The organism is Nocardia sp. IFM 10818, assembly GCF_054655275.1.
The window spans coordinates 8,096,933-8,122,354 of sequence record NZ_BAAHJH010000001.1; the positions used below are offsets into that span (position 1 = coordinate 8,096,933).

The 25,422-nt window shown below is 67.3% G+C and carries 21 protein-coding genes, 1 tRNA gene and 1 pseudogene; 9 read left to right on the forward strand and 14 right to left on the reverse strand.

Annotated features, from left to right (window positions below; genetic code table 11):
- Positions 1-193: 193 nt before the first annotated feature.
- Entirely contained in the window at positions 194-1,030 is an 837-nt protein-coding gene (locus tag ACYQ5L_RS37490) for an NRDE family protein (RefSeq protein ID WP_459962963.1), read from the forward strand.
- A 327-nt stretch (positions 1,031-1,357) separates the two neighbouring features.
- On the opposite strand, the gene ACYQ5L_RS37495 is transcribed toward ACYQ5L_RS37490, so the two are convergent.
- Positions 1,358-2,080, reverse strand: coding sequence for a DUF8020 domain-containing protein (locus tag ACYQ5L_RS37495; protein WP_379197187.1), 723 nt, complete (start codon positions 2,078-2,080; stop codon positions 1,358-1,360).
- A gap of 375 nt (positions 2,081-2,455) precedes the next feature.
- Between ACYQ5L_RS37495 and ACYQ5L_RS37500 the strand changes: the two genes are divergently transcribed.
- The 4 genes from ACYQ5L_RS37500 (at position 2,456) to ACYQ5L_RS37515 (ending at position 8,692) form a co-directional block, all read left to right on the forward strand.
- Complete coding sequence (locus tag ACYQ5L_RS37500; protein ID WP_459962964.1) at positions 2,456-5,659, forward strand: (Fe-S)-binding protein; 3,204 nt, start codon at positions 2,456-2,458, stop codon at positions 5,657-5,659.
- Between the two features lie 385 nt (positions 5,660-6,044).
- Positions 6,045-6,845: a lytic polysaccharide monooxygenase gene (locus tag ACYQ5L_RS37505; protein WP_459962965.1), complete on the forward strand. Its 801-nt coding sequence runs from the start codon at positions 6,045-6,047 to the stop codon at positions 6,843-6,845.
- Between the two features lie 124 nt (positions 6,846-6,969).
- Entirely contained in the window at positions 6,970-7,722 is a 753-nt protein-coding gene (locus ACYQ5L_RS37510; RefSeq protein WP_459962967.1) for a copper homeostasis protein CutC, read from the forward strand.
- A 160-nt stretch (positions 7,723-7,882) separates the two neighbouring features.
- Positions 7,883-8,692: a lytic polysaccharide monooxygenase gene (locus ACYQ5L_RS37515; RefSeq protein WP_459962968.1), complete on the forward strand. Its 810-nt coding sequence runs from the start codon at positions 7,883-7,885 to the stop codon at positions 8,690-8,692.
- A gap of 60 nt (positions 8,693-8,752) precedes the next feature.
- Here ACYQ5L_RS37515 and ACYQ5L_RS37520 read toward each other — a convergent pair whose 3' ends face one another.
- The 4 genes and pseudogenes from ACYQ5L_RS37520 to ACYQ5L_RS37535 form a co-directional block, all read right to left on the reverse strand.
- On the reverse strand, positions 8,753-9,703 hold the full coding sequence (locus ACYQ5L_RS37520; RefSeq protein WP_459962969.1) for an esterase/lipase family protein: 951 nt from the start codon (positions 9,701-9,703) through the stop codon (positions 8,753-8,755).
- 374 nt (positions 9,704-10,077) lie between these two features.
- Positions 10,078-11,340 (reverse strand): annotated as a pseudogene (locus ACYQ5L_RS37525) (YibE/F family protein); the annotation flags it as partial.
- 456 nt (positions 11,341-11,796) lie between these two features.
- On the reverse strand, positions 11,797-13,074 hold the full coding sequence (locus ACYQ5L_RS37530) for a pyridoxal phosphate-dependent aminotransferase (RefSeq protein WP_379197197.1): 1,278 nt from the start codon (positions 13,072-13,074) through the stop codon (positions 11,797-11,799).
- 55 nt (positions 13,075-13,129) lie between these two features.
- The gene (locus ACYQ5L_RS37535; protein WP_459962970.1) at positions 13,130-14,572 is read right to left on the reverse strand and encodes a helix-turn-helix domain-containing protein; all 1,443 of its coding nucleotides are present in this window, start codon (positions 14,570-14,572) and stop codon (positions 13,130-13,132) included.
- A gap of 177 nt (positions 14,573-14,749) precedes the next feature.
- Between ACYQ5L_RS37535 and ACYQ5L_RS37540 the strand changes: the two genes are divergently transcribed.
- Positions 14,750-15,199, forward strand: a complete 450-nt coding sequence (locus ACYQ5L_RS37540) for a hypothetical protein (protein WP_379197201.1) — start codon at positions 14,750-14,752, stop codon at positions 15,197-15,199.
- Between the two features lie 110 nt (positions 15,200-15,309).
- Here ACYQ5L_RS37540 and ACYQ5L_RS37545 read toward each other — a convergent pair whose 3' ends face one another.
- The 4 genes from ACYQ5L_RS37545 to ctaD form a co-directional block, all read right to left on the reverse strand.
- Positions 15,310-16,629 (reverse strand): Hsp70 family protein, encoded by a 1,320-nt coding sequence (locus tag ACYQ5L_RS37545; RefSeq protein ID WP_459962971.1) that lies wholly within the window; start codon positions 16,627-16,629, stop codon positions 15,310-15,312.
- A 152-nt stretch (positions 16,630-16,781) separates the two neighbouring features.
- The gene (locus ACYQ5L_RS37550; protein ID WP_459962972.1) at positions 16,782-18,386 is read right to left on the reverse strand and encodes a hypothetical protein; all 1,605 of its coding nucleotides are present in this window, start codon (positions 18,384-18,386) and stop codon (positions 16,782-16,784) included.
- Positions 18,387-18,881: 495 nt separating this feature from the next.
- On the reverse strand, positions 18,882-19,454 hold the full coding sequence (gene dcd / locus ACYQ5L_RS37555; RefSeq protein WP_459962973.1) for a dCTP deaminase: 573 nt from the start codon (positions 19,452-19,454) through the stop codon (positions 18,882-18,884).
- A gap of 47 nt (positions 19,455-19,501) precedes the next feature.
- Positions 19,502-21,286, reverse strand: a complete 1,785-nt coding sequence (gene ctaD, locus ACYQ5L_RS37560; protein WP_459962974.1) for an aa3-type cytochrome oxidase subunit I — start codon at positions 21,284-21,286, stop codon at positions 19,502-19,504.
- Between the two features lie 286 nt (positions 21,287-21,572).
- On the opposite strand from ctaD, the gene ACYQ5L_RS37565 reads away from it, so the two are divergent.
- Positions 21,573-21,643: transfer RNA gene (locus ACYQ5L_RS37565), tRNA-Gly, on the forward strand.
- 53 nt (positions 21,644-21,696) lie between these two features.
- Here ACYQ5L_RS37565 and ACYQ5L_RS37570 read toward each other — a convergent pair.
- The gene (locus ACYQ5L_RS37570; protein WP_459962975.1) at positions 21,697-22,416 is read right to left on the reverse strand and encodes an NIPSNAP family protein; all 720 of its coding nucleotides are present in this window, start codon (positions 22,414-22,416) and stop codon (positions 21,697-21,699) included.
- A 107-nt stretch (positions 22,417-22,523) separates the two neighbouring features.
- Between ACYQ5L_RS37570 and ACYQ5L_RS37575 the strand changes: the two genes are divergently transcribed.
- Positions 22,524-23,021, forward strand: a complete 498-nt coding sequence (locus ACYQ5L_RS37575) for an NUDIX hydrolase (protein WP_459962976.1) — start codon at positions 22,524-22,526, stop codon at positions 23,019-23,021.
- Positions 23,022-23,025: 4 nt separating this feature from the next.
- On the opposite strand, the gene ACYQ5L_RS37580 is transcribed toward ACYQ5L_RS37575, so the two are convergent.
- The 4 genes from ACYQ5L_RS37580 to ACYQ5L_RS37595 form a co-directional block, all read right to left on the reverse strand.
- Complete coding sequence (locus tag ACYQ5L_RS37580; RefSeq protein ID WP_459962977.1) at positions 23,026-23,502, reverse strand: hypothetical protein; 477 nt, start codon at positions 23,500-23,502, stop codon at positions 23,026-23,028.
- A 125-nt stretch (positions 23,503-23,627) separates the two neighbouring features.
- Positions 23,628-23,954 (reverse strand): hypothetical protein, encoded by a 327-nt coding sequence (locus ACYQ5L_RS37585; protein WP_459962978.1) that lies wholly within the window; start codon positions 23,952-23,954, stop codon positions 23,628-23,630.
- A 45-nt stretch (positions 23,955-23,999) separates the two neighbouring features.
- A complete protein-coding gene (locus ACYQ5L_RS37590; protein ID WP_459962979.1) occupies positions 24,000-24,296 on the reverse strand; it encodes a hypothetical protein in 297 nt (98 codons plus the stop codon).
- Positions 24,283-24,507, reverse strand: coding sequence for a hypothetical protein (locus ACYQ5L_RS37595; RefSeq protein ID WP_459962980.1), 225 nt, complete (start codon positions 24,505-24,507; stop codon positions 24,283-24,285). The genes ACYQ5L_RS37590 and ACYQ5L_RS37595 overlap by 14 nt, the downstream gene beginning before the upstream one ends.
- Before the next feature lie 135 nt (positions 24,508-24,642).
- On the opposite strand from ACYQ5L_RS37595, the gene ACYQ5L_RS37600 reads away from it, so the two are divergent.
- Complete coding sequence (locus ACYQ5L_RS37600) at positions 24,643-25,419, forward strand: alpha/beta fold hydrolase (protein WP_459962981.1); 777 nt, start codon at positions 24,643-24,645, stop codon at positions 25,417-25,419.
- Positions 25,420-25,422: the final 3 nt, after the last annotated feature.

The following is a 25,422-nucleotide window of genomic DNA, read 5'->3' on the forward strand; positions in this document are numbered from 1 at the left end:
CCCTTCGGGGGCTACCGGCCTTCTGCTGTCCACGGGAGTCCGTGAAACGAGGGGCAACCTCACAGCGGCGGCGTTCGGGCGGCACAGGGGCATTGGGCGGGCATTGCCGAGGGCATGGGCGGCGCCGCCGGAGGCATCGGGTGGGCACCGCCGGGCCTGCACGGGTATTCGGCTGATCCGGCATGCTGGAGGCATGTGTTTGGTGTTGGCCGGATGGCGGGCGCATCCGGAGTATCGGCTCATCATCGCCGCGAATCGCGATGAGTTCTTCACGCGGCCAACCGAATCGCTGCGCCGCTGGGAGGAGGTCCCGGGTCTGCTCGCCGGGCGTGACCTGGGCGCGAGCGGCGACCTCCCGGGCACCTGGCTCGGGCTGGCGGCCGAACAGCGCCGCTTCACGACCGTCACCAATGTGCGCGGCCGCGGCGTGGAGCGCAGGGGCGCCCCCTCCCGCGGCGCACTGCTACTCGATTTCCTGCGCGGCGATGCGGGTCCGGAGAAGTTCGTCCGCGGCGTCGCGGCGGCCCCCGACGACTACAACGGATTCAACCTGCTGGTCTCGGATCTGGAAACGCTGTGGTGGCACAGCAACCGCAGCGCACTCGCACCGCGCGAACTGGCGCCGGGCTTCCACGGCGTCTCCAACGGCTACCTGGTCGGCTCCCTGGAACCCGACGGCCAGGTCGTCACCGGCACCGACACCCCCGCCTGGCCCAAGGTCCGCGACGGCGTGCTGGCACTGCGCTCGGTCGTCGAGTCCAATCCCGCGAATGTGGCGGGCTACCTGGAAGTCCTGGCAGATCGCAAACGTGCCCCCGACGCCGAACTCCCCGACACCGGCATCGGCAAACACGCCGAGCGCGCCGCCTCCTCCCGCTTCGTCAACAGCCCCCTGCACGGAACCCGTTGCAGCACGGTCCTGCTGGTCCGCGAGGACGGCGCCTTCGAAATGACCGAACGCACCTTCGCCCGCTTCGGCCGCCGCAAGGGCACTGTCTCCCTCACCGGCCAACTCGAAATCCCAGCCTAGAAACCTCCCCGCAAGCACAGAACCGGCCCGCCCCGACGAGGGAGGCGAGCCGGTTGTGCAGAGCAGGACCCCCGGAGGCTCAGGGGCGAAGCCCTGAGAACTCCTGGGGTTTCAGGGGCGAAGCCCCAACAGCTCTTGGTTTCAGGGGCGAAGCCCCAACAGCTCTTGGTTTCAGGGGCGAAGCCCCAACAGCTCTTGGTTTCAGGGGCGAAGCCCCAACAGCTCTTGGTTTCAGGGGCGAAGCCCCAACAGCTCTTGGGGTTCAGGGGCGAAGCCCCGAGGTGCTCCTGGGGTTTCAGGGGTGAAACCCCTGAGAGCCCAGAGAGTTCAGTTAGCCCACTTGGTGGTGCCGTCCGGCGCCTGGATGACCTGGATGAGCTCCAGGCCGGCGGCGATCAGCGTCGGGCCGCCCACGGCGATGGTGCCCAGGATGCCGCCGATGCCGGCGCCCGCGACCAGACCCGGCACGCAGCCCGCGACGAAGGTCACGATGCAGCCGATGATGGCGCCGACCGCGGTGCCCACGAAGCCGCCGATGGCGGTCGAGATGCCGAACTGGCTGGAGAACTGGCTCATGGCGCGCTGGTTCTCCACCGGCGAGGCGATCTCGGTGGCGATGATCGGCCGCGCGGCGACGGGCTCGGCGCTCGGCTGGAAGCCGGCCGGCTTCTCGGGGGTGACCTCGAGAACCTTGCCGTCTTCCTTGACCTCGGCCGTGGTCGGGATCTCGACGCCGGCGTTGACGAACTGCAGCGGGAAGGTGATGACGGTGGCCCCGTCCTTGTCCTTCACATTGACCAGGGTCGTCTTCGGGTCCTCAGGAGTCGCACCCTCCTGCTCGGAAAGCTCGAACGTCCCGTTCTTCAGCGTGGAGACAACGGTCTTGACGTCCTTCTCGTCGATCTTCTGATCGATGAGCTTGGTGGAGTAGGAGATGTCCGCGGACTGCGCGGGCTGCGCAGGTTCGGCATCGGCGTGGGAGACCGTGGTGCCCATGGTCATTGCGCCGATGACCAAAGCAGCCGCCGCGGTGGTGCTGCGAAACTTCATTCGGTTTTTTCCAATCCGTCATCAGGTAGAGCCGCTGTGAGCATCTCCGACACGCGAGACCCAGGCTTCCCTCAGGCCTAGTCGCGCGCGAAACGAAACCTCCCCGAGCATGTGAAGATGCGCACAGCAATCGGACAGCGCGAGCCTACTCGAACACCCCGCTAGATGCGACATTCCTGCCAACCCCAACTGATCGGTAACCCAGAGCTTTTCGCAAGTAAGCCTGACCTTTGTTGGGTTTCGGAAATGCCGGGATTTACGGTGTCGGTACACCCTGGACAGATAAGTTACCGGCGGGTAACTTACTGTTCGTTAGGATACGAGCCAACCGGGCGTACCAGGACGTCCTCGGAAACTCGTAGGAAAGGTCGCGACATGAATGCCCTGACAGTGACGCTGGGCACGATTGGAGCAGTGCTCACAATCTTTTGCTGGGCATCGCTCATCGGTGGCGTACGCACGATCGTGCGCACCATCATGGTCGGTCAGTCCGCCCCCGACCGCTGGCGGCCGTTCTTCCCCCGCCTGAAGACGATGCTCATCGAATTCCTGGCGCACACGCGGATGAACAAGTTCCGCACCGTGGGCTGGGCGCACTGGCTCGTCATGATCGGCTTCCTCGCCGGGTTCATCCTCTGGTTCGAGGCGTACGGCCAGGTCTTCGACCCCGAATTCCATTGGCCGATCATCGGTTCCTGGGGCATCTACCACCTCATGGACGAGATCCTCGGCATCGGAACGGTTGTCGGCATCGTGACGCTGATCGCGATTCGCCAGCTGAACCATCCCCGTGTGCCGGAGCGCCTTTCCCGTTTCAGCGGTTCGAAGTTCGGCCCGGCCTATGTGATCGAAAGCATTGTCCTGGTCGAGGGCCTGGGCATGATCTTCGTGAAGGCCGGGAAGATCGCGACCTATCACCACTCCGCGACCTGGTCCGACTTTTTCACCGAGCAGGTCGCCAAGCTACTGCCCGAGAGCCCGATCATGGTGTCGATCTTCGCGCTGATCAAGCTGCTCTCCGGCGCGCTCTTCCTGCTGCTCGTCGGGCGAAATGTCACCTGGGGCGTTGCCTGGCACCGCTTCTCGGCGTTCCCGAACATCTACTTCAAGCGTGAGAACGACGGCGGCGTCGCGCTCGGCGCCGCCAAGCCCATGATGTCCAAGGGCAAGGCGATCGATATGGAGACCGCCGATCCCGACAACGACACCTTCGGCGTCGGCAAGTTCGAGGATTTCTCCTGGAAGGGCATCCTCGACGTCACCACCTGTACCGAGTGCGGTCGCTGCCAGTCCCAGTGCCCGGCCTGGAACACCGGTAAGCCGCTCTCGCCCAAGCTGCTGATCATGTCGCTGCGCGACCACGGTTACGCCAAGGCCCCGTATCTGCTGGCCGGCGGCCGCAAGGATATGGCCGGTGAGGAAATCGGCCTGGTCGATGCCGAGGGCAAGCCGAACGAGCGTGCGCTGGCGAAGATCTCGGAAGAGGCCCGCGCCGAGGCCGAGCGACCGCTGGTCGGCGGCGAGGATGTCAACGGCATCATCGATCCCGAGGTGCTGTGGTCCTGCACCACCTGCGGCGCCTGCGTCGAGCAGTGCCCGGTGGACATCGAGCACGTCGACCACATTATCGATATGCGCCGCTACCAGGTGCTCATCGAATCGGAGTTCCCCTCCGAGCTGGCGGGCCTGTTCAAGAACCTGGAGAACAAGGGCAATCCGTGGGGCCAGAACGCCAAGGATCGCCTGAACTGGATTTCCGAGCTGGACTTCGATATTCCGGTCTTCGGACAGGATGCGGAATCCTTCGACGGCTACGAATACCTGTTCTGGGTGGGCTGCGCCGGCGCCTATGAGGACCGCGCCAAGAAGACCACCAAGGCCGTGGCGGAACTGCTCGCCACCGCCGGCGTGAAGTTCATGGTGCTCGGCCAGGAGGAAACCTGCACCGGCGACTCGGCCCGCCGCGCGGGTAACGAATTCCTGTTCCAGCAGCTGGCCATGCAGAACATCGAATTGCTGAATTCGGTGTTCGAGGGCGTCGAGGATTCGAAGAAGAAGATCGTCGTCACCTGTGCGCACTGCTTCAATGCGCTCAACAACGAGTACCCGCAGGTGGGCGGCACCTATGAGGTCGTGCACCACACGCAGCTGCTGAACCGCCTGGTGCGCACCAAGAAGCTGATCCCGGTGTCGCCGGTGGCGCAGAACGTCACCTACCACGACCCCTGCTACCTGGGCCGGCACAACAAGATCTACAACGCGCCGCGTGAGCTGATGGCGGCCTCGGGCTCGACCCTGGTCGAAATGCCCCGCCACGGTGAGCGTTCCATGTGCTGTGGCGCCGGCGGCGCGCGCATGTGGATGGAGGAACAGCTCGGCAAGCGCATCAATGTCGACCGTGTCGACGAGGCGCTGAGCACCCTCAATGGCGGCAATGAGCCGTCCATGATCGCGACCGGCTGCCCGTTCTGCCGGGTCATGCTCACCGACGGCGTCACCGCCCGCAAGGACGGCGGCGAGGTCGGCCAGGGCGTGGAGGTCGTCGACGTCGCGCAGCTCATGCTGAACTCGATCGACCGCATCGAGGCCGCGCAGCTGAGCGAGAACCTGAAGGTCGTCCAGGAGCCCAAGGCCGCTGAGCCCGAACAGGTCTCGGCGCCCGAGCCCGCGACCGCCTCCGCGGCTGTCGCCGAACCGGAGGCTCCGGCCGCGCCGAAGGCCGCACCGGCCGGTGGCGGCCTGGGGATGAAGGGCGGCCTGAAGCCGCCCGGCGGCGGCAAGGGCCTGGCCATGAAGGGCGGGCTCAAGGCTCCGGGCGCGAAGGCGGACGCGGCTCCGGCCGCCGAGGCCGCCCCGGCTGCCGAGGCTCCGGCCGCACCCGCCAAGGGCCTGGCTATGAAGGGCCCGGCCAAGGCGCCCGGCAAGGGTCTCGCAATGAAGGGCGGCCTGAAGGCCCCCGGCGCCAAGGCTCCGAGCGCCGCTCCGGCCGAATCCGCCAGCGCCGCTTCGGCTCCGGCCGAGTCCGCTCCGGCGGCCGAATCGGGTGCGGCTCCGGCGACCCCGGCCGCCAAGCCCGGCGGCTTGGCCATGAAGGGCGGGCTGAAGGCTCCCGGCGCCAAGCCGGGCGGTCTGGCCATGAAGGGCGCCGCCAAGGCGCCGGGCGCCCAGCCCGCCGCCCCGGCCCAGCCCGCCGCCCCGGCCCAGCCCGCGGAAACCGCTGCGGCGGAGACCGCTTCGGCCCCGGCCGACACCGCTGCCGCCCCGGCTCCGGCACCGGCCGAGGCCACCGAGGCCAAGCCGACCGTCGCCGCCAAGGGACTGGCCATGAAGTCCGGGCTCAAGCGTCCGGGACCGAAGGCTCCCGGCGCCGCCGCTCCGGCTCCGGCACCGGCCGCCGAAGCGCCTGCCGCCCCGGCTGATCCGGCCCCGGCCGCCGAGCCCGCGACTCCGGCCGCGACCGAGGCCAATGGCACCCAGAGCAGCAGCCCCGAGGGCAATGGCGCGGCCAAGCCGCCGACCGCCAAGCCCGGCGGTCTGGGCTTCAAGTCGGGCATGAAGGCTCCGGGCAAGAAGAACTAGCCCGCGCATTCCGCGAAGGCGCGCTACCGATTCGGTAGCGCGCCTTCGTCGTTCCGGGGGCCGGGTCGTGCGGGGGCCCGGGTCGTTCCGGGCACCTGGCCAGGTTGTGCCATCCCGGATCGGAGACTGTAGCAATCTCCAAGCTGCCGGACGCTGGTTATAACCGCAGGCAGGCATGGCCGCGGGCCCGTGCGGCGGCGCAGAAGCGCCGCGCGCCGAACCGCGCACCGCTCACTCGACTGGGGAGACGTCCCTTGACTGGAATGTTGCTGAACCCCTAATTTCTGGAACGCCTTACTTTCAATTGTGATCCGCGTCTCAGACGCGGATCAGCGGGACACACGCCGGCCCCTGCGTCCCAGCCGTTTTCGAGGGAGTTTCAATAATGATCGGTAGAAAACTGCTGTCCACGGCCGGGGCCGCCGCCGGTATCGCACCGTTGCTGGTGGCACTGCTGCCCGCGGCCACCGCCAATGCGCACGGCTACGTCACCGGACCGGCGAGCCGCCAGGCGCAGTGCGCCGCGGGCACGGTCTCCTGCGGGGCCATCCGCTATGAGCCGCAGAGCGTGGAAGGCCCACAGGGCCAGCGCAATTGCAGTGCGGGCGACCCGAGATGGGCCGAACTGGACGATGACAGCAAGGGCTGGCAGGTGCACTCGGTCGGCACCACGGTCGATTTCACCTGGAAGTTCACCGCCAATCACCGCACGAAGGACTGGGAATACTTCATCGGCGGCACCCGTGTCGGCTACGTCGCCGGGAACGGCGAGAACCCGCCCATGTCGGTGACGCACAGCATCGACCTGTCGGGATTCTCGGGCAAGCAGAAGCTGCTCGCCGTCTGGAATATCGGCGATACGACCAACGCCTTCTACAACTGCATCGATCTGAACATAGGCGGCGGCGAAACCCCGCCCACCACAACGCCGCCCACCACGACCGCGCCGACCACCACGGCGCCGCCGACCACCACCGCGCCGAGCACGACTCCGCCGAGCACCACCACGGCTCCGGGCACCACCACCGATCAGCCCGCCGGCGGCGAATGGCGCACACACGCCTCCTACGAGATCGGTGACGTCGTCACCTATCAGGGCACGCGGTACCGCTGCCTGCAGGCGCACACCGTGCACGATCCGACCTGGACCCCGGACGCGACGCCCGCGCTCTGGCAGGCGCTCTGATCGAGCTCCCGAGGTGGCTGCCCGGTGATGCGAATGCCGTATATCGCCAGGCAGTCACCTCGCATGATCAATTCTGCTAATCCCGGGCAATCGAACCCGGCGCCGTTCGCCCATACTGCAAGGTATGACGGATGCGCGCACGGTTCGGGTCGAGATCGGGGTGGAGTCGGTGGCCGGGGTCCGCATTGCGGAAGCCGCGGGCGCGACACGGGTCGAACTCTGCACCGGACTATCCGCCGGCGGCCTGACCCCCGGGGCCGCGCTGGTCGAGGCGGCGGTGGCCGCGGCCGCCAGGACCGAGATCCACGTGCTCGTCCGCCCGCGCCCCGGCGACTTCCGCTACAACGACGACGAGGTGGCGCTCATGCGCGCCGATGTCGCGCGCATGCGGGAGCTGGGCGCGCACGGTGTGGTGGTCGGCGTGCTCGGCGAGGACGGGAACGTCGACGCCGGGGCGAATACCGAATTGCTGGCGGCCGCCGAAGATATGGAGGTCACCTTCCATCGCGCCTTCGATGTGTGCGCGGATCCGTACGGCGGCTTCGATCGGCTGCTGGAATTGGGTTTCACCCGGCTGCTCACCTCCGGCCGGCAGGTATCGGTGCTCGACGGCGCCTCGCTCATCGCCCGCCTGGTCGCGCTCGCCGACGACCGCATCGATGTGATGGCCTGCGGCGGCCTGCGCGCCGACAATGCCCGCCGCGTCATCGAGCTGACCAATGTGCGCGATCTGCATGCCGCCGTGCGCATTCCGGTGCCGGGCCTGGCGCTGGGGGACACCGAGGTCGACTTCGCCGAATTCGGCGTGCCGCGCGGTTTCGACCACTTCGAGACGGATGCGGCCGGGGTGGCCGCGCTCTGCGACGCCGTCCGCTGAAACCGGGTGTGGCGCAAGTGAGCTAGGCGGTTGACCAAACCATTGCTGGGACATATCTTTTAGAGCACGATTTTGCTTCAAAGTGATCCGGATCACCTTTCCGATCCGTCACGGGACAGCATGCCGGCCCCCGCTGCCCCACTCTCACAAGGAGTTTCAGGTGGTATGCAGCAGAAGTCTGTCCATTGCCGGGGCCGCCATGGTGATCACACCATTGCTGTTCGCTCTGATGCCCGCCGGTTTCGCGCACGCCCACGGCTATGTCTCATCGCCGATGAGCAGACAGGCGCAGTGCGCCCAGGGCGTGGTCGCCTGCGGCGAGATCAAATACGAACCACAGAGCGTGGAAGGGCCCAAGGGCCTGCGTAATTGCAGTGCGAACCTATCCAAGTTCGCCGAGCTCGATGATGACGGCAAGGGCTGGAAAGTCCATTCGGTCGGCGGCACAGTGGATTTCACCTGGACCTTCACCGCCCTGCACCGGACTCAGAACTGGGAGTACTACATCGGCGGCACCCGCCTGCACGCCGTCGACGGCAATAATCAGGCGCCGCCGCAGAGCGTCACCCATACCATCGACCTCGGCGGTTTCACCGGCAGGCAGAAGCTGCTGGCCATCTGGAATATCGGCGATACCGCCAATGCCTTCTACTCCTGCGTCGATCTGAATATCGGCGGCAACGGCGGAACCCCGCCCACCACAACGGTTCCCACCACACCGCCCACGACGACCCGGCCGACCACCGCTCCCCCGGTCACCACGACGCCGCCGACCACGACCCGGCCGACCACCGAACCGCCGATCACCACCCGGCCGCCCGCCTCCGGTGAGTGGACGGTCGGCGCGCGGTACGAGATCGGCGATGTGGTCACCTATCAGGGCCAGCGCTATCGATGCCGGCAAGCCCACACCGTTCACGACCCGGGCTGGACGCCGACCGCCGCGCCCGCGCTGTGGGAACGCGCCTGAGCTGACGAGTGCGGGTGGAGTACCACTCGGCAACACCACCCGCACACCGGGTTCCGCGGCCTACAGCCCCGACGGAGACGAGTTCGGCACGCACGGAACGACCAGCGGCGCTTCCGGATCCAGGCCCTGTACCGCCAGCGTCGCCGCCACGGGATCGCTGGTCAGGAACAGATGCCCGGTCATATCCTGCGGGCAGACCCGCTGCAGAATCACATTCGTGGCATTGGGCGCGTCCTTCAGCCCATTGGTGTACGGCACGACCTGGTTGTCGGCCTCGGTGAGGACCGAGTAGTAGCGGACCTTCGGCGAGTAGACGCCGCTCTCCTGCAGCTGCTGGATGAATCCGGAGCCGGTCAGCATGTCCACGCAGGCGGCGCACGGCGGATTCATGGCCGCGTAGACCTGGTTGTAGATGCCCAGCGCCCGAGCGGTATCGGACAGGCTCTGGGCGACTCGCGTGCCCTTCCAGATCGGCGCCAGCGACACCTGGGTGTCGACCAGTTCGTCCCCGCCCAGGAACTGGATGTAGGCCGCGGCCACCAGCGTGCCCTCCGACCAGGTCAGCAGCTTCACCTTCGGCGCTCCGGTCGCGGTCAGCACGCGATCCACGTACCGGGACAGTTCCGGCGCCGAATTCATGATCGGAATGCGCCCGCCGACGCCCTCCAGCAGCCCGCCGTCTCCCGGATACGTGCCATAAGTGAGCGCGAAGACGCAGTAGCCCAGGTTCTTCAGCAGCGGTGACACCGCCTGCCAGCTGTTCTCGCCATTGCCGGCGAGCCCGTGCACCAGGATCACCGGCAGCGGATGGGCCGCATCGGGTGTGCAGCTCCAGTCGTTGCCGCCCGGTGGATCGTAGGGGGCCTTGGCATTCACCGAGGCTTCGATGAACGGCCCCATGCCCCACACCACCGGCAGTTCCGCCGCCGCCGCGGTGCCCGGCGCCGCACCCGTCGCGGCGGCGATCCCGATGATCCCGGCGGCCACGATCATCTTGAATTTCGTGAGCATCAGGACAGCGCTCCTAACCGAAACGTGACGACGCTACGAACCAGGAAAACTGCTACCCCACAGCGATCTCGGGATGTGGGTCACCGTACTCGATCTGGTGATCAGGGCCTGGAATGCCGGCCACCGCCGCGCGGCGGGTTGGGCGGATTCGGCGGCTCCTGCGGCGGCCAGACGGGCAGATCCTCGGTATCCGGGTCGTACGGCTCGGGCGCCGGGTTCGGATTCAGCCGCACCACACCGGTATACGGATTCGGCGGCGCGGGCTCGGCCGGGGCGGTGGTGCGCGGCTCGTCGGCGGCCGCCGCCTTGCGCATCGACCCGGTCCGGGCCGCCGCGCGCGGCGTACCGGCCGACGCGGGCCGCTTGGCCGCGGTCCGGCTGCGCTTGGCCGGACGCTCCGGCTCCGGTTTGTGGCCGAACGGCCGCGCCAGCATGACCGCGATACCGGTGGTCAGCGGCACCGACAGCGCGAGCGCGATACCGCCGACCGCGGACCGGGCGATCTCGATGCCGACGGCGTCGCCGGTGAGCACATCGGTGATATTGCGGCCCGCCACGCTGAAGATCAGCAGCAGCGGCAGCGCGCCACCGGCGTAGGCGAGCACCAGGGTGTAGACGGTACTGGCGATATGGTCGCGGCCCACCCGCATGGCCGCGCCGAAAATACTGCGGCGATTGGCCTTTTCGTCCAGCGCCGCCAGTTCGAAGGCGGCCGAGGCCTGGGTGATGGTGACATCGTTGAGCACGCCGAGGGTGCCGATGATGAAGCCGGCCAGCAGCAGTCCGGTAATGCTGACGTGCTCCAGATAGGTGGCGACGTTGGTGTTCTGCTCCTCCGACAATCCGGTCAGATGCGTGACCTTCAGGGTCAGCCAGGACAGGAACGCGGCCAGGCCCATCGAGGTCAGCGTGCCCAGCAGGGCGGAACTGGTGCGCAGGTTCAGCCCGTGCGCGAGGTAGAGCACCACATAGAGAATGAGCGCGCCCGCCACCAGGGCGACCGGTATGGCGGGCTTCCCGTCCAGCAGGGCGGGCAGCAGGAATTTGACCAGCACGGCGAAGGCGAAGACCAGTCCGATCAGCGCCCGCAGCCCGCGCCAGCGCGCCACCGCGACAATGACCACCGCGAAGGCGATGACGATGACGGTCAGCGGCAGTCCGCGCGAATAGTCGTCGAACCCGTAGATGGGCGCGCCGGTCGGATCCGTGGAGCGCACGATGCGGATCTCGTCGCCCACCCGCAGATCGGGTTGCCCGGGGCCGGGCGCGATTTCGAACAGCGTCCGCTTGCCCTCGTCCGGCCCGGATTCGATGGCGACGATACTGCGCTGGCACTCATAGGCATTGGTGCGCGGCGCCTGCGGCTCGTCCGCGAACGGCTTGCCCAGCGACGCGCTGCCGCACGCCCCGAGGTCCTGGCGGATGACGGTGCCCGCCTCGGTCTGGAAGGCCCCGCCGCCCGCGCTCTGCATCGGCAGGGGAATGTCGACCCGCTGAGCGCTCGGCCACAGCCACACCAGCCCGGCCACCACCGCGATTCCGATGAGTACGAGGAGCCCGATGACAACGCGGGCGGCCTTGGCGCCGACCGGGACCGGGCCCGAATGATCGTGGTGGTGATGGTGGTGATCGCTCACTCGGGCGAGCCTAAACGAAAATCGTTCTCTGTTCCGCCTCCCCGGGACTTTTGCGCCCGGCCGAGAGCCGTCGACGTCGAGCACGCGTGGTGCGGTCGGGTGCCGAGCCGATTTTGGACGTACCCGATGAGTTACCCGGACCTCACGAGATCAGTTGTCACCTACCGTGCGGCCGGAATTCGGCATGAGGTCGGGATTTCCTGGAGGGGGCGGCGGAGAGCAGGGGGATGTCTCCGCCGCCCGGGATCGGCGGCCCAGGGGGGGTAGGCCGGCCCAATCCAGGGCCGGACGGCCCAGGGGGGGTAGGCGGTCCGGCCGGGCACTCGAGGTGCCGAAGACCACTGTACACAAAAGGCGGTTCTTTGCGCTAGCTAAGTCTCTAAAAACCCAACTTTTTCGAACCAGCGGTTTGTTTTAACCGGAAGTGATGCGGGGGTTCAACTCTCAGATCCCCTATCACTGCCGGTAAGAGGCGAGGAAGTTGCCGAACCGCTCGATGGCCACCGACAGGTCCCGCGCCCACGGCAGCGTCACGATGCGCAGATGGTCGTGATGCGGCCAGTTGAAGCCGGTGCCCTGCACCATCAAGATCTTCTCTTGCAGCAGCAGATCCAGCACCAGTTTCGAATCATCGTGGATCTCATGGACTTCCGGATCCAGCCGCGGGAACGCGTAGAGCGCGCCCTTGGGCTTGACGCACGAGACGCCCGGAATGGTGTTGAGCTTCTCCCACGCCACATCGCGCTGCTCGAGCAGCCGCCCGCCGGGCAGCACCAGATCCTCGATGCTCTGATGCCCGCCCAGGGCCACCTGAATCGCGTGCTGCGCGGGCACATTCGGGCACAGGCGGGTGGAGGCCAGCAGATCGATGCCCTCGATGAAACCGGCCGCGTGATCCTTGGGACCGGTGATCACCAGCCACCCGGAGCGGTACCCGGCCACCCGGTACGCCTTGGACAGGCCGTTGAAGGTCAGGCACAGCAGATCCGGCGCGAGCGTGGCCAGCGACACATGCTTGGCATCGTCGTAGAGGATCTTGTCGTAGATCTCGTCGGCCAGCAGCAGCAGCTGATGCTTGCGCGCCAGGTCCACGACCTGCTGCAGCACCTCGGCGGAGTACACCGCGCCGGTCGGGTTGTTGGGGTTGATCACGACAATGGCCTTGGTCTTGTCGGTGATCTTGGATTCCATATCGGCGATATCCGGCTGCCAGTCATTGGACTCGTCGCACAGATAGTGCACCGGCGTGCCGCCCGCCAGCGAGGTCATGGCCGTCCACAGCGGATAGTCCGGCGCCGGGATCAGCACCTCGTCGCCATTGTCCAGCAGCGCCTGCATGGTCATGGTGATCAGCTCGGAGACGCCGTTGCCCAGGTACACGTCGTCGACATCGAACTCCGGGAAGCCCGGGACCAGCTCGTAGCGGGTGAAGATGGCGCGCCGCGCGGGCAGGATGCCCTTCGACTCGGAGTAGCCCTGCGCGTACGGCAGCGCCGCGATGATGTCGCGCATGATCACGTCCGGCGCGTCGAATCCGAATGGCGCCGGGTTGCCGATATTGAGCTTGAGGATGCGGTGACCCTCGGATTCCAGCCGTGCCGCGTGTGCGTGTACCGGCCCCCGGATTTCGTACAGGACGTTCTGAAGCTTGGTCGACTGCTCCAGGGTGCGCGGGGACCGATGCGGTAGGTGACTGGAAGGGCTCACCCGAACAATGGTGCCATCCGCCCGCATGCCGGCTCGTCCACCGCCCGTTTTGGTCGCGGGCCTCGAAATGTGGACGTTGTTCTCACCGCGAGGTATCGGGCGGCAACATGCCCGTGGCGGCGGTGTTCCCGCAGAACTCCTCGATTCGCTCGTCCAGATACCGCGCCTCGACCGCATCCCGGAACTCCGGCCGGGTCAGCCGCTGCCGCAGCCCCGTGAGCCGTTCCTCCAGCTGCGCGATGCGCTTGTCCTCGTCCAGCCGCAGCACCGGCTGCAGCGCCTCGGCCGCCCCGTCCAGGCTGCCGTTGATCAGGTGCGCGGCCGCGCTGTCCACCCGGGCCAGCGACTCCGCGCCGTAGGAGCGCTGCTCGGTGGGGCCGTTGGCGTACAGGTCGATGGCGCGGCGGGTGTGCTCCAGCGCGGGCTCGGCCTGGCCGAGATGGATATAGGTGGCTCCCGCGTAGTAGTGGCTCTTGGGCTGGTTGAAACCGAATACGCCGCCGACCTCGTCGTGCAGGGTGTCGCTGGTCTCACCCTCGCGGGCGCCGTCGGCCTCCCGGATACACCGTTCGGTATCGGCATTGCTGCCCAGCTTGGACCAGATGCGGGCCTCGATATTGTGCAGCCGCACCCGCGAGGTGGCCGATTCGGCGTACTGCTGGCCGGACTGCGCGAGCAGCACCGCCCGGCGCGGGCGCTCCGACCAGTATTCGATGAGCGCCTGCATACCGCGGGTCCAGGCGCGCAATCCGTTGTGCCCGCACAATTCCGCGTAAGCCCATGCCGCCCTTGCCTGTTCGCCGGCGGCATCGACATAGCCGAGATCGGTGCTGGCATTGGCGAGCAAACCGGACAGCGTGCCGGCCAGCAGATACAGATGCCCGGTGTCGGCGGGCCGCTGATGGCCTTCGAGCAGGCGGTAGACGCGGCGGCGCACCCGCAGCATCTCCACCATCATGGGTACCGGCGGTACGTGCACATAGTCGTTGGCGATGCGTGTGACATCCGCATCGAGCTGTTCCAGCGTGGTCGCGCCGACATTGGAGCTCTCGGCCCTCCCTGCGTGCTCGCTGGCTTCGTGGGCTGCCGCCATGATCAGATCCCTCTCCGAAATCGCTGCTAACGCATCGCCTCTCATCGCACCCGTGTCGACGAGTGCCAGCAGTTCCGCGTCGCTGGAATAACTGGCTTGCACCGGATTGCCCAGACCCAACGGGGAACCGGGCCGGCGCACATCGAAACCGGGTACGGCGGGGCGGTCGATCAGAGGCTGGTCGATCAAGGCCGCGAACCGTGCCCGCACAACATCGTCGGACCTGGCCAGAGAGGTATCGAGGGCGGCCTGATTCACGGGACGGGGATGGACCCGATCCCCCCCGGCTTCCCACTTCGAAACCAAGCGTTCGTGCACGCCCAAGTGCGCCGCGAACTCTCGGATACTCATCCGCTTGGCATCGCGGAGGGCGCGGGCCTCTTTGCCTGACCACTGCCGGACCACGACGTCATCCTTCCGAACGAACTCCATGTCCAGGGTACGAGCGTGCGGTGCCTGCGGCTACCAGCGAAACCTACCTGGTACCAGGCTTTATACGGGTTGGTAATAGTGGCGGCGGAAGGGCAGCGCAAGGAGGGCATGCGGGCGTTTTCACAATGCCCCGGCAGCCGCGACCCTGTAACCGGGAGGCGAAGAGGAGCGGGGATCGTGAACGCGGACAGGCTGAGAACCATCGATGACTGGGTGGCGTACTACCGCCACGAGTTCGGGCTCCCGGTCACCGAGCGCGGCGGCTTCGTCATGCTTCCCGTCACCGGAAAGATCGGCGTGGTGCATTTGCCCGTCGCGCGCGCCGAAAAGGTCCGCACCGCACTGGAACAGCGCAAACGCGCCGGGCCCATGCTGGCGCGGCAGATCCGCTGGAGCTTTCTGACCGAACCCGATTCCACTCCCGGCGAGCAGATCATGGATGTCCTCAACCGCCTCGACATCGGCATACCCGCCATTGGCAGCGCCGTCATGCTCCCCACCGGTCTGGGCCGGTGGACTCGTGAAGGCTGCCACTGGGTTTCACCGCCCACCCGCGACCTTCGTCTCCCACCCCTGTCCGTGGTCATCACGACAGCTCTGGCGGTGGGAACCGGAAGCGAGGACTGAACGCAGCAGGTCCTCGCACCGGCGCGGCACCGCAAACTCCGCGGATGCGCGCCGGACCCACCGAGTCCGCCCCTTTCTGGCAGTCGACGGGGCGGACTCGGCGTGTGTGGTCAGGGTGCGGGAGCCGGGAAGAGCGGCGGAATGGTGGGAACCACCACCGGCGGCAGGCCCGGAATGATGGTGATGGTGTTGGGCCCCGGCGGCGGGGTGGTCTCCTCGGTGGTGGTCGGCGCCCAGCGCGGCGGCGGCGCGGCCAGGGACTCATTGGTGGCGTCCGTGGTGACCGGGACCTGGGTGGCCGGTGCGCTCGCGGCGGGGGTGGTGGTGGCCGGGGCCGAGGTGGTGGCGTCGGTGCTCTGCGAATCGTGTTCCAGCACTTGCGGACCCCAGCCCAGCGAGACGCCGATGGCGGCCACCACGACCAGAGCGCCCACCGCTACGCCGGCCACGCTGATCTCGCGGCGCCGGGTGAACTTCTCCCCGGAACCGGAGCTCGATAGCCAGGACGTCCCCGTCTGCGCGGGCGCCGGAGCGGCGTCCTCGGGCAGCAGGGCCGCCGGGAACGGCGCGGGCGCGGAGCGCTGCCGCACCGGGCGGGCCACCATGGCCGCGCCGCGGGCGGCGACGGTGTCCGGGCCCGGGGCCACGATCACCGGCACGCCCAGCCAGCGCCGCAAAACCCGTGCGACGAGCGGAATCCGGGCGCAGCCGCCGATCACGGCGACGGCCTGCACCGGCTGTTCGGAGCGCAGGATGACATCGCGGGTCATGCGCGCGGAGGACTCCACGGCCAGCATGATCAGCGCTTCGAAGTTCTCCTGGGACAACAGCACCAGGCCCTCGGTGGACGGCAGCGCCACCGCGCTGTTGGCGGACAGCTGCTCCTTGGCCTGCCGGCACAGCGCGTCCAGCTCGGCCAGACCCGCGGCGTCCGGCGGATGCGCGATGCGCCCCGAGGCGATCTGCTGCTCGCGGATCAGCGAATCCAGGTAGTCGCCGCTGATATCGCTGGTGCGCTCACTGATATTGATCTGCCGGGTGCCGGTGTCCACCACGGTCACCGACAAACCGGACGCGCCGAGATCGTAGAGCGCGACGGTACCGAAACCCTGCAGCTCACCGGAGTTCTCCAGGAACTCCAGGGCGGTGATCACATCGGGCACCAGCTCGTAATTGGTGAACTGCCGGCGCGCCAGCTCCGCCCGGACGGCCCGCGCGTGCTGTTCGTCGCGGTAGGCAATGGCGGTGGCGCTGATCTGCGGGTCCGCCGCCAGCACCGCGCCGACGGCATCGGCGACCAGCACCTCCACCGGACGGTCGCCCACCGGGACGGTCTGCACGTCGAAGGCGCGCTCGGCGGAATTCCCGGCAACGGGCCGTGCGACGCGAACCGCGCCCGCCCCCACCGAAACTCCCAGTACCGAACTCATCTGCAGCCCATCTCGTTTCCACATTCACCGAATCGAGCGGATGCCGTCGAACGGCCGACCGGCGTCGCGTCACGGTGCGGTGATCACACTTGCGGTGGGGTCACTGTACCTGTCGCGATCACCCTACGATGCCGAGAGTCCCGAGTACACCGCTACAGCTGTGGTTGGCCGTTGTTGGCCGGTGCCGGGGTAACGGTTGCCCGGCCCGGTAGTCGCGTACGTGCCCGGCGGGGTGGGCGAGATTCGGTTCCTCGCATCCCTGGCCGGTGGCGGCTACCGGTCGCCGCAGGCGCACTGGTCCCGGTCTGGTCGGTAGCTCTCACGACACGATCCTCTGGTCGTGTGCGTGTCACACCTTCCCGACGCCGGGCCTTGTGGCCTTGGGCGCGACGCCCGATCACGGTGGCGGCTGCCTCGTGCCGGGTGACGTTCTGGTACGGCTTGCGCCAGTGCTGGTCTCCCCACCTGCTCGTGTAGGCGGGGTTGACGGCGAGCAGGCGGATGCCGTGGTGGTGAGTCATGGCTTGGAGCCGGTGACGGAAGACAGCCGTGGGGATTCCGGCGACGGTGCGTCGAAATCGTTTGCCGCGCTGTCCTCGTCCCATGGTTTCCCGGCCGTGCTGGCGGGCATCGGCAAAGTCGAGGTCTTCGATGGCGATGGTGTCGACGCCGTGGGTGAGCGTGTAGTTGACGAGTCGGCTGATCGCGTGCCGGACTTGCGCGTCCCTGCGGGTGCCGAGACCGGTGAGGGAGAACTCGATCCGCACCGACGCACCGACCGGGTTTCCGTGGCTGTCGAGGCGGCGCACGGCGAGGTGACCGTCGTTGAGGTCTACAGCCACCACCGGCCCGGCAGCGCGCACGTCGCAGTCCTGGCCGGTCGTTGCGGGCGACGACCAGGCGGCAGTGAGGTAGATCCCGGCACGGTCGAGATGGCGGGTGAAGGTGTAGGAGACGGACTTGCCACCGGTGATCCGGGCCAGCCACTCGTCCTCGCGATAGGAGAACCGGGCTCGGTCGGACAAGACGTACCTGCCTTGCTTGGTATTGGCCAAGTGCTCCAACGGTTTCGGCAACCGCAGTGAAACCTCCCCTTCCGGAGTGACGGTGATGGTGAGGTTGCCAAATGGTTCATCGCCGGAACCATTGGCTTCGATCCGCCACCGGGCACACTCCCAGCGCTGCCGCCACCCGGCCTCACTCAGCCCGGCAGCGTCGAGATTGTGGCGGGCCTTGGCGAGCCGCTTCCCCCCGACCACCACCCGCACCAGTTTGTCGTCGCGCTTGCAGGTGGCCCGCGCGAGTTCGGCTCGAAGTGACTGCACACGGCGCTGTTTGGCGAACCGTTCGGACTGGGTTGAGTAGCCCGTCGGCAGACCGGCTTTCCGGCGGGCCGCTTGTTCCTGCTTCGTCAGCGTGTCCCAAGTCGGTGCCGCCAGCCGTTTCTCGATGGTCGGGATCGCTGCCCGCAATCCGGTGATGTGACGACGTTGCGCGTCACGGGCGAACCGGTACTGGTCATCATTGGCCCGGATGATCGTGCCCGCCCACCGCGAGGAAGACTGCGCCGTCAGTGTTGTTTTCCGATTGTTGAGCCGGTTACGGCGGGCCTGGCGCTTACCGTCGTCGTCCAGGCCCGGATCCAACCGGGCAGGCCGAGACATCTGAGCCAGATCAGCCCTGCGCAGACGACCCAGATGCTCGGCCACCAGATCGAGCACCCCCTTATCGGCAGGTGACAGCCGCAGCCGGGTCATGATCGCCGCACCAGCAGGAGCAGGCACCGAGGTGACCCCGCGCCACTCCCGCAACCTCTCCCCGCGAATACGGCATCACCCCCGTCTTTGCCAGCCCGTATCCCCATCGTCGTTCTGCTGCGGCGACGCTCTCACATGGGTCCGACAACAACCGCTGTGACCGACAACAACAAACCGAACACCCACCGTCAGAAATCCGGAGTTCGCACTGGGTTCATTTGCCTCCACTTCGCTCGGGTACGGCGCAGAGAGGTGGAGCCGGTCGCGCCACTTGTTCCGGGACCGAGGACCGAGGCGGAGCACCTGGCACGGACGTAGGTCCGATGATCTGTCGCAGAGCACTGGAGTCCCTGTGGCGCAGCAGAATTCAACTGTCATGCACTCGTCGAACCCCGGAGGCCATCCCCTTTGCACTTATCATGCTCGCATTGCTGTGGATACTGCGATCCGCGCACGAGCACTTCTGCAAACAACCCGCGCCCCGGGATTCGAAAATCAGGAGCCGACCGGGAAATTCAGGTAGGCGCGCGAGGGGGTCGGACCGCGCTGGCCCTGGTACTTGGATCCGGCGGCCGCGCTGCCGTAGGGGTTCTCGGCCGGACTGGTCAGCCGGAACAGGCAGAGCTGGCCGATCTTCATACCGGGCCACAGCGTAATGGGCAGGTTCGCGACATTCGACAGTTCCAGGGTGATGTGGCCGCTGAAACCCGGGTCGATGAAGCCCGCGGTGGAATGGGTGAGCAGGCCGAGCCGGCCCAGGCTGGACTTGCCCTCCAGGCGTCCGGCCAGATCATCGGGCAGGCTGCACACCTCGAGGGTGGAGCCGAGCACGAACTCGCCCGGATGCAACACGAACGGCTCGCCCTCGGCGGGTTCGACCAGCGTGGTCAGCTCGTCCTGCCGCTGCGCGGGATCGATATGGGTGTAGCGGGTGTTGTTGAACACCCGGAACAAACTGTCCAGCCGCACATCGATACTCGACGGTTGCACCAGTTTGTCGTCGAACGGGTCGACCCCGAGACGACCGGCGTCGATTTCCTTGCGGATGTCGCGATCGGAAAGCAGCACGCCGAACAGGGTAGTTGCTGCCGGGTGCGGCGCCGCGCCCGGTGCGGTCAGGGCTTGGTCGGGTCCGGGCCCTCCGGTGGTTTCGGCGGTAGTTCGGCGGGTGCGCCCGCCGCTTCGGTGACCTGCTGCGGTTTGCGCAGGCCGAAGGTGGAGTACGCCTCGGCGCGCATGCGCTCGATCATGTGCGGATAGTGCAGTTCGAAGGCCGGCCGCTCGGACCGCACCCGCGGCAGCTCGTAGAAATTGTGCCGCGGCGGCGGGCAGGTGGTCGCCCATTCCAGGGAGTTGCCGTAGCCCCACGGATCGTCCACGGTCACCAGTTCGCCGTAGCGGTAGCTCTTGAAGACGTTCCAGACGAAGGTCAGCATCGAGAAGCCGAGCACGAACGAGCCGATGGTCGAGATGGTGTTCAGCATGGTGAACCCGTCCATGGGCAGATAGTCCGAGTACCGCCGCGGCATGCCCTCGTTCCCCAGCCAGTGCTGCACCAGGAAGGTGAGGTGGAAGCCGAGGAACGTGGTCCAGAAGTGCAATTTCCCGATCCGCTCGTCCAGCAGCCGCCCGGTCATCTTGGGGAACCAGAAGTAGATGCCCGCGAAGGTGGCGAACACGATGGTGCCGAACAGCACGTAGTGGAAGTGCGCCACCACGAAATAGGTGTCGGAGACGTGGAAGTCCAGCGGCGGGGAGGCCAGCACCACGCCGGACAGGCCGCCGAACAGGAAGGTCACCAGGAAGCCGAGGGAGAACAGCATGGGCGTCTCGAAGGTCAGCTGACCGCGCCACATGGTGCCGATCCAGTTGAAGAACTTCACGCCCGTGGGCACCGCGATGAGGAAGGTCATGAGCGAGAAGAAGGGCAGCAGCACCGCGCCCGTGGCGTACATGTGATGCGCCCACACCGCCACCGACAGCGCGCCGATGGCGAGGGTGGCGTACACCAGGGTCGAATACCCGAACAGCGGTTTGCGGCTGAACACCGGGAAGATCTCGGTCACGATGCCGAAGAACGGCAGCGCCACGATGTACACCTCGGGGTGCCCGAAGAACCAGAACAGGTGCTGCCACAGCATGGCCCCGCCATTGGAGGCGTCATAGATGTGCGCACCCAGGTGCCGGTCGATGCCGAGCGCGAACAGCGCCGCGGTGAGAATCGGGAACGCCAGCAGCACAAGCACACTCGTCACCAGGATGTTCCATACGAAGATGGGCATCCGGAACATGGTCATACCCGGGCAGCGCAGGCAGATCACCGTGGTGATCATATTGACCGCGCCCAGGATGGTGCCCAGGCCGGAGACGATCAGCCCCATGATCCACAGGTCCGCGCCCACCCCCACCGAGTGCGTCATATTGCTGAGCGGCGTGTACCCGGTCCAGCCGAAGTCCGCCGCCCCGCCCGGCGTGATGAACCCGGCCGTGGCCATGGTGGCCCCGAACAGATACAGCCAGTAGCTGAAGGCGTTCAACCGCGGGAACGCCACATCCGGGGCCCCGATCTGCAAGGGCAGCACCGCATTGGCGAATCCGAACACGATCGGCGTGGCATAGAACAGCAGCATGATCGTGCCGTGCATGGTGAACAGCTGGTTGAACTGCTCGGGCGAGAGCATCTGCAGTCCGGGCCGCGCCAACTCCACCCGCATCAGCAGCGCCATCAGCCCGCCGATCAGGAAGAACGTCATGGCCGTGAACAAGTACATGTTCCCGAGCATCTTGGGATCGGTGGTGGTGATGGCCTTCCACAGATAGGACCCCTTGGGACCCATCCGCGCCGGAAACGGCCGCACGGGCTCGAGACGGGAGACTTCACGCGCAGGTGTCGCGGTCATACGTCCTCCTCGACCGCCGAGCAGGAGACGCCGCACGTCTCAGCAAACGTCCAGCATATCCAAACTACTTGTGGTGGACGGGTTTTCGATCTGCGAGGACAGTCTACGACCGGCCGTAGCTGAAACTCCGTGCTTCGGCGAAACAACCCGCAAGATCACCGGCGCGCCGCCCCCGGCCCGCCGCGGACGCCACCCCGACCAGGCACAACACCTAAAGAGTTGCGTCCCGTCAGCCCCCGTCTGATAGAGTCGCGAACGCACCTCGACCCCCCGGGGCCGAGCAAATGCCGATGTAGTTTAGTGGTAGAACATCAGCTTCCCAAGCTGAGAGTGCGGGTTCGATTCCCGTCATCGGCTCTTTCGAACCAGCCCCCTGACCAGCAGCAATGCGGTAGGGGGCTGATTCGTTCTCAGCGCAGCAGCGAGCGGGCGGTCGGGGCGAGGAACAGCTGCTCGGCCGGGGCGCACGACCGTTCGCGCAGCTCCGGCAGGACCCGCTCGGTCCACTCCCGCGATTCCCCGAGCGCGTCGAGGGCCGCGGCGCGCGCGTCCGCATCGGGGAACAGCGCGAACCAGGCGAACACCGTTTCCGCCCGCACCGGGAGCCGGGTGAAATCGTTCGGGGTGGGATCGGTGCGATAGCAGCCGATGGGGGTCACGCCCAGCGCCGGGCGCACCCGGCGGTCGAAGAACTCGGCGAAGTCCTCCGGAGCACATCCCGGGTAGTAGATCGTCGCCAGCGCACGGGATTTCGGGAGTTCGACGGCTCCGGCGGGTGGCCGCTGCCCGGACAGCTCGAAGGCGGAGTCCGGCCGCGCCGGGCGCAGTAGCAGCGCGTTGTCGGTGTCCACCATGGTCGCCCGCGCGGCGGGGGCGTGCTCGCGCCAGACCGCGCCGTCGACGTAGAACGCCGTCAGCGACGCCGTGCGGGCGGAGATGTCCGGAAAGGCCCGCATCCATACGAAGCGATCCGGATTCGATTCGTCGCGGAACTGCGCGACGACGCGGATGCCGACCTCCTCCTGCGTCTCCACGAGCTCGCGGTCGAACAGCTCGATCATGACGTCCCGCGTGCCCGGACGCAGCGTGTACTGCCGCAATTCGACTACCGGCCAAGGATTTTCCACCATGCGCCGACCTTGCCAGCGGCGGCGCCGGCCTTCGAGTGGCCGAGAGGCCGATATTCGTCAATATCTGGCCAGCGGCGCCGGATCGTCCGCGCCATAAGATCGTTCACATGGGAATCCAGCGCGCCACGGCCCGGGTCATCCTCGTCGACCCGGACGACCGCGTTCTGCTCTTCCGATTCAAGCCGCCGCCGCCCTTCGAACCCGATCCGGGCTGGCTCACCCCGGGCGGCGGGCTCGACCCCGGGGAGAGCCTCGAGGACGGCGCGGTGCGAGAACTGTTCGAGGAGACCGGATATCGCATCGAGCGCGCACAGCTGAGCTCGGTGGTCGCGGTCAGCGCCGGACAGTGGTCGGCCGAGGACGGCACGGTTTACGACGCGACCGATTCCTACTTCTTCGTGCGGGCCGCGGCCTTCGAGGTGGACATCTCCGGCCACGAGGAGATCGAGCGCAGGGCGCTGTCCGGCCACCGCTGGTGGGCGCTGCCGGACCTGCGCGAAACATCCGATCACGTCTTCCCGCTCGGCCTGGCCGGACTAGTGGAACGACTGCTCGCCGGCGACATTCCCGGCGAACCGCTGCGCCTGCCCTGGCGCCGCGACTGATCGCTCAGGCGCATTCCGAGACAACGCGACTGGTCGCCTTGCTGACCTTGCGGAAGTCATCGCTGGACAGGCCCAGCGTGGCCGGGTTGATGGTGATCGAACCGGAGCTGTAGCCCTCGTCGATGATCTTGCCCAGACCGCTGTGCGAAATGCCTTCCTCGATATAGATGTCGGCAATGCAATTCGCCGTCTGCTGATTCAGTTTCGCCTTGTCCTGCAACGACTTCGAGATCTGCTCGGAGGTCAGGACGCCGGACGCGACCGCACCGCCCGAGGCGGTCGTGACGCCGCCCGGCGCGGTCGTGGTGGGCGGCACGACGGCAGCCGGTGCGCCCGAGGTCGTGGTGACCGGCGCGGAGGTCACCCCCGCCGAGGTCGAGGGCGCGGCGACCGGTCCCGCCGGCGTCGACGACTCCTCGGTGCTACAGGCCGCCAGCACCGGCAGCGCCAGCAATGCCACGGCGGCAACGGTTTTCTTCATCGCAGTCCCTCGGATCTCCTGGGTGACGGCTCGTCACATCACCCAAGAGAGTGGGCGCGACCGCTTGGGATCGGGCAATGGATCGCTAAAACCGCAGGCCCCCAGGGCCGTACCGCGCGATCAGCTCACTTCTTCAGGCATTCCCCGACGATCTTGTTGGTGGCCGCGCGCGCCTTGTCCGCGTCCTCGCCGGTCATGCCGAGCTCCTCCATATTGGTGGCGGTGGCGGCCTTCTGATCATTCTTGATCATCAACCGCAGCCCGTCCTGCGAAATCCCCTGCTCCACATAGATGCGTGCCGCGCAGTCGGCCAGCGCCGCATCCTTGAGACCACCCGCCTGCAGCGCCTTCGACACCTCCGCCGGGGTGATGTCCGGCGCCTTGTCGTCACTGCCGCACGCGGCCAGCAACGGCAATGCGACGAGCGCGGCGGCGAGCAGGGAAATACGCACGGGTTCCTCGTTTCTCACGGAACTGGATATGCCGGAGAGACGATCTCACAGATCCATGGCCGCGCGCAGCGCTGTGTCGATCCGATCCGCGGTCTCGGCGTCGACGGCATCGATGCGCCGGGCCAGCCAGCCGCGATAGATGCGGCCCAGATTCCCGGCGTGCACCCAGCCGTGGCCGGGAATGGGCACGGCCAGGATGTCCTGCGGATCCTCGGCCTCCACCTCGGCGGCGATCAGCCAGGGACGCGGTGACTCGTTGATGCCGTCACTGCTGATGAGAATGATGTTGCGTGTCTTGCGAGTGCCGTGTGGGTGATAGACCCAGAGTTCACCCCTGCGCACGCAGCTCCTTCTCCGCGGCGGCGCGCTCTTGCTCGTCGGCTTCCGCGATGTCGACCGGGTCGGGGCCGGGGAGGCAGCCCGTGCGCACGGCTTCGCGCCGGGCGGCGCGGGAAATCCACGCCGAGGGCGACATGCCCGCACGAGCGGCTGCTTGCTCCGCATACGACCAGGCCGCCGCGTCCAGCGACAAGGTCACTTTCCGGGTTGCCATACCTTTTATCGTACCGCCGGACGGCCCTTTCCGGAGCTCTCGAAAGGGGTGGCATGTGGGGCCGAAAACCTCAATTGGCCGTGCGTAAACCGCTGTTAGGGTCAGACCGCAGGGACCATTTCCGGGGAGTCGACGATGACGACATTGAACTACTTCCGCGCGGGCAGCGGCGAACCGCTCGTGCTCGTGCACGGGGTCGGCAGCCGCTGGCAGGTCTGGGAGCCCATTGTCGGCGCGCTCGCCGAATCCTTCGATGTCATCGCGGTCGATCTGCCCGGCTTCGGCGGCAGCGAACCGCTGCCGCACACCACGGTGTCCACCCTCGCCGACGCCCTGGTCGGCTTTCTGGACGAGCAGGGCATCGAAAGACCGCATCTGGGCGGCAATTCCATGGGCGGCGGCATCGCGCTGGATCTGGCCGCGCGCGGGCTGGCCCGCTCCGTCACCGCGTACTCGCCGATCGGATTCTGGGACAAGCCCGGCCGCATCTGGTGCCAGCAGGCCCTGGGCCGCGCCAAGGACCTCAGCAAGGTGCTGCGCCCGGCGGTCCCCGGCCTGCTCGGCACCCTCGCCGGGCGGACGACCTTCATGGGCCTGGTGCTCGGCAAGCCGTGGGCGGTCGATGCGGACGTCGCGGTCGCCACCGTCGAGGCCCTGCTCGCCTCCGAAGGCTTCGAGCCCGCGCTGGCCTCCTTCACCGATTTCCGGCTGCCCGATCGCAGCGCCGTCGCCGATATCCCGGTAACCATCGCCTGGGGCAACCGTGACATTCTGCTCACCTACGCCACGCAAGCCCGGCGCGCCCGCGAAGTGCTGCCCGGCGCACGGCATGTCACGCTGCCCGGCAGCGGCCACACGCCGTTCTACGACGATCCGGCCGGCTGCGCCCGGCTGCTACTGGACCAGCTCTGACCC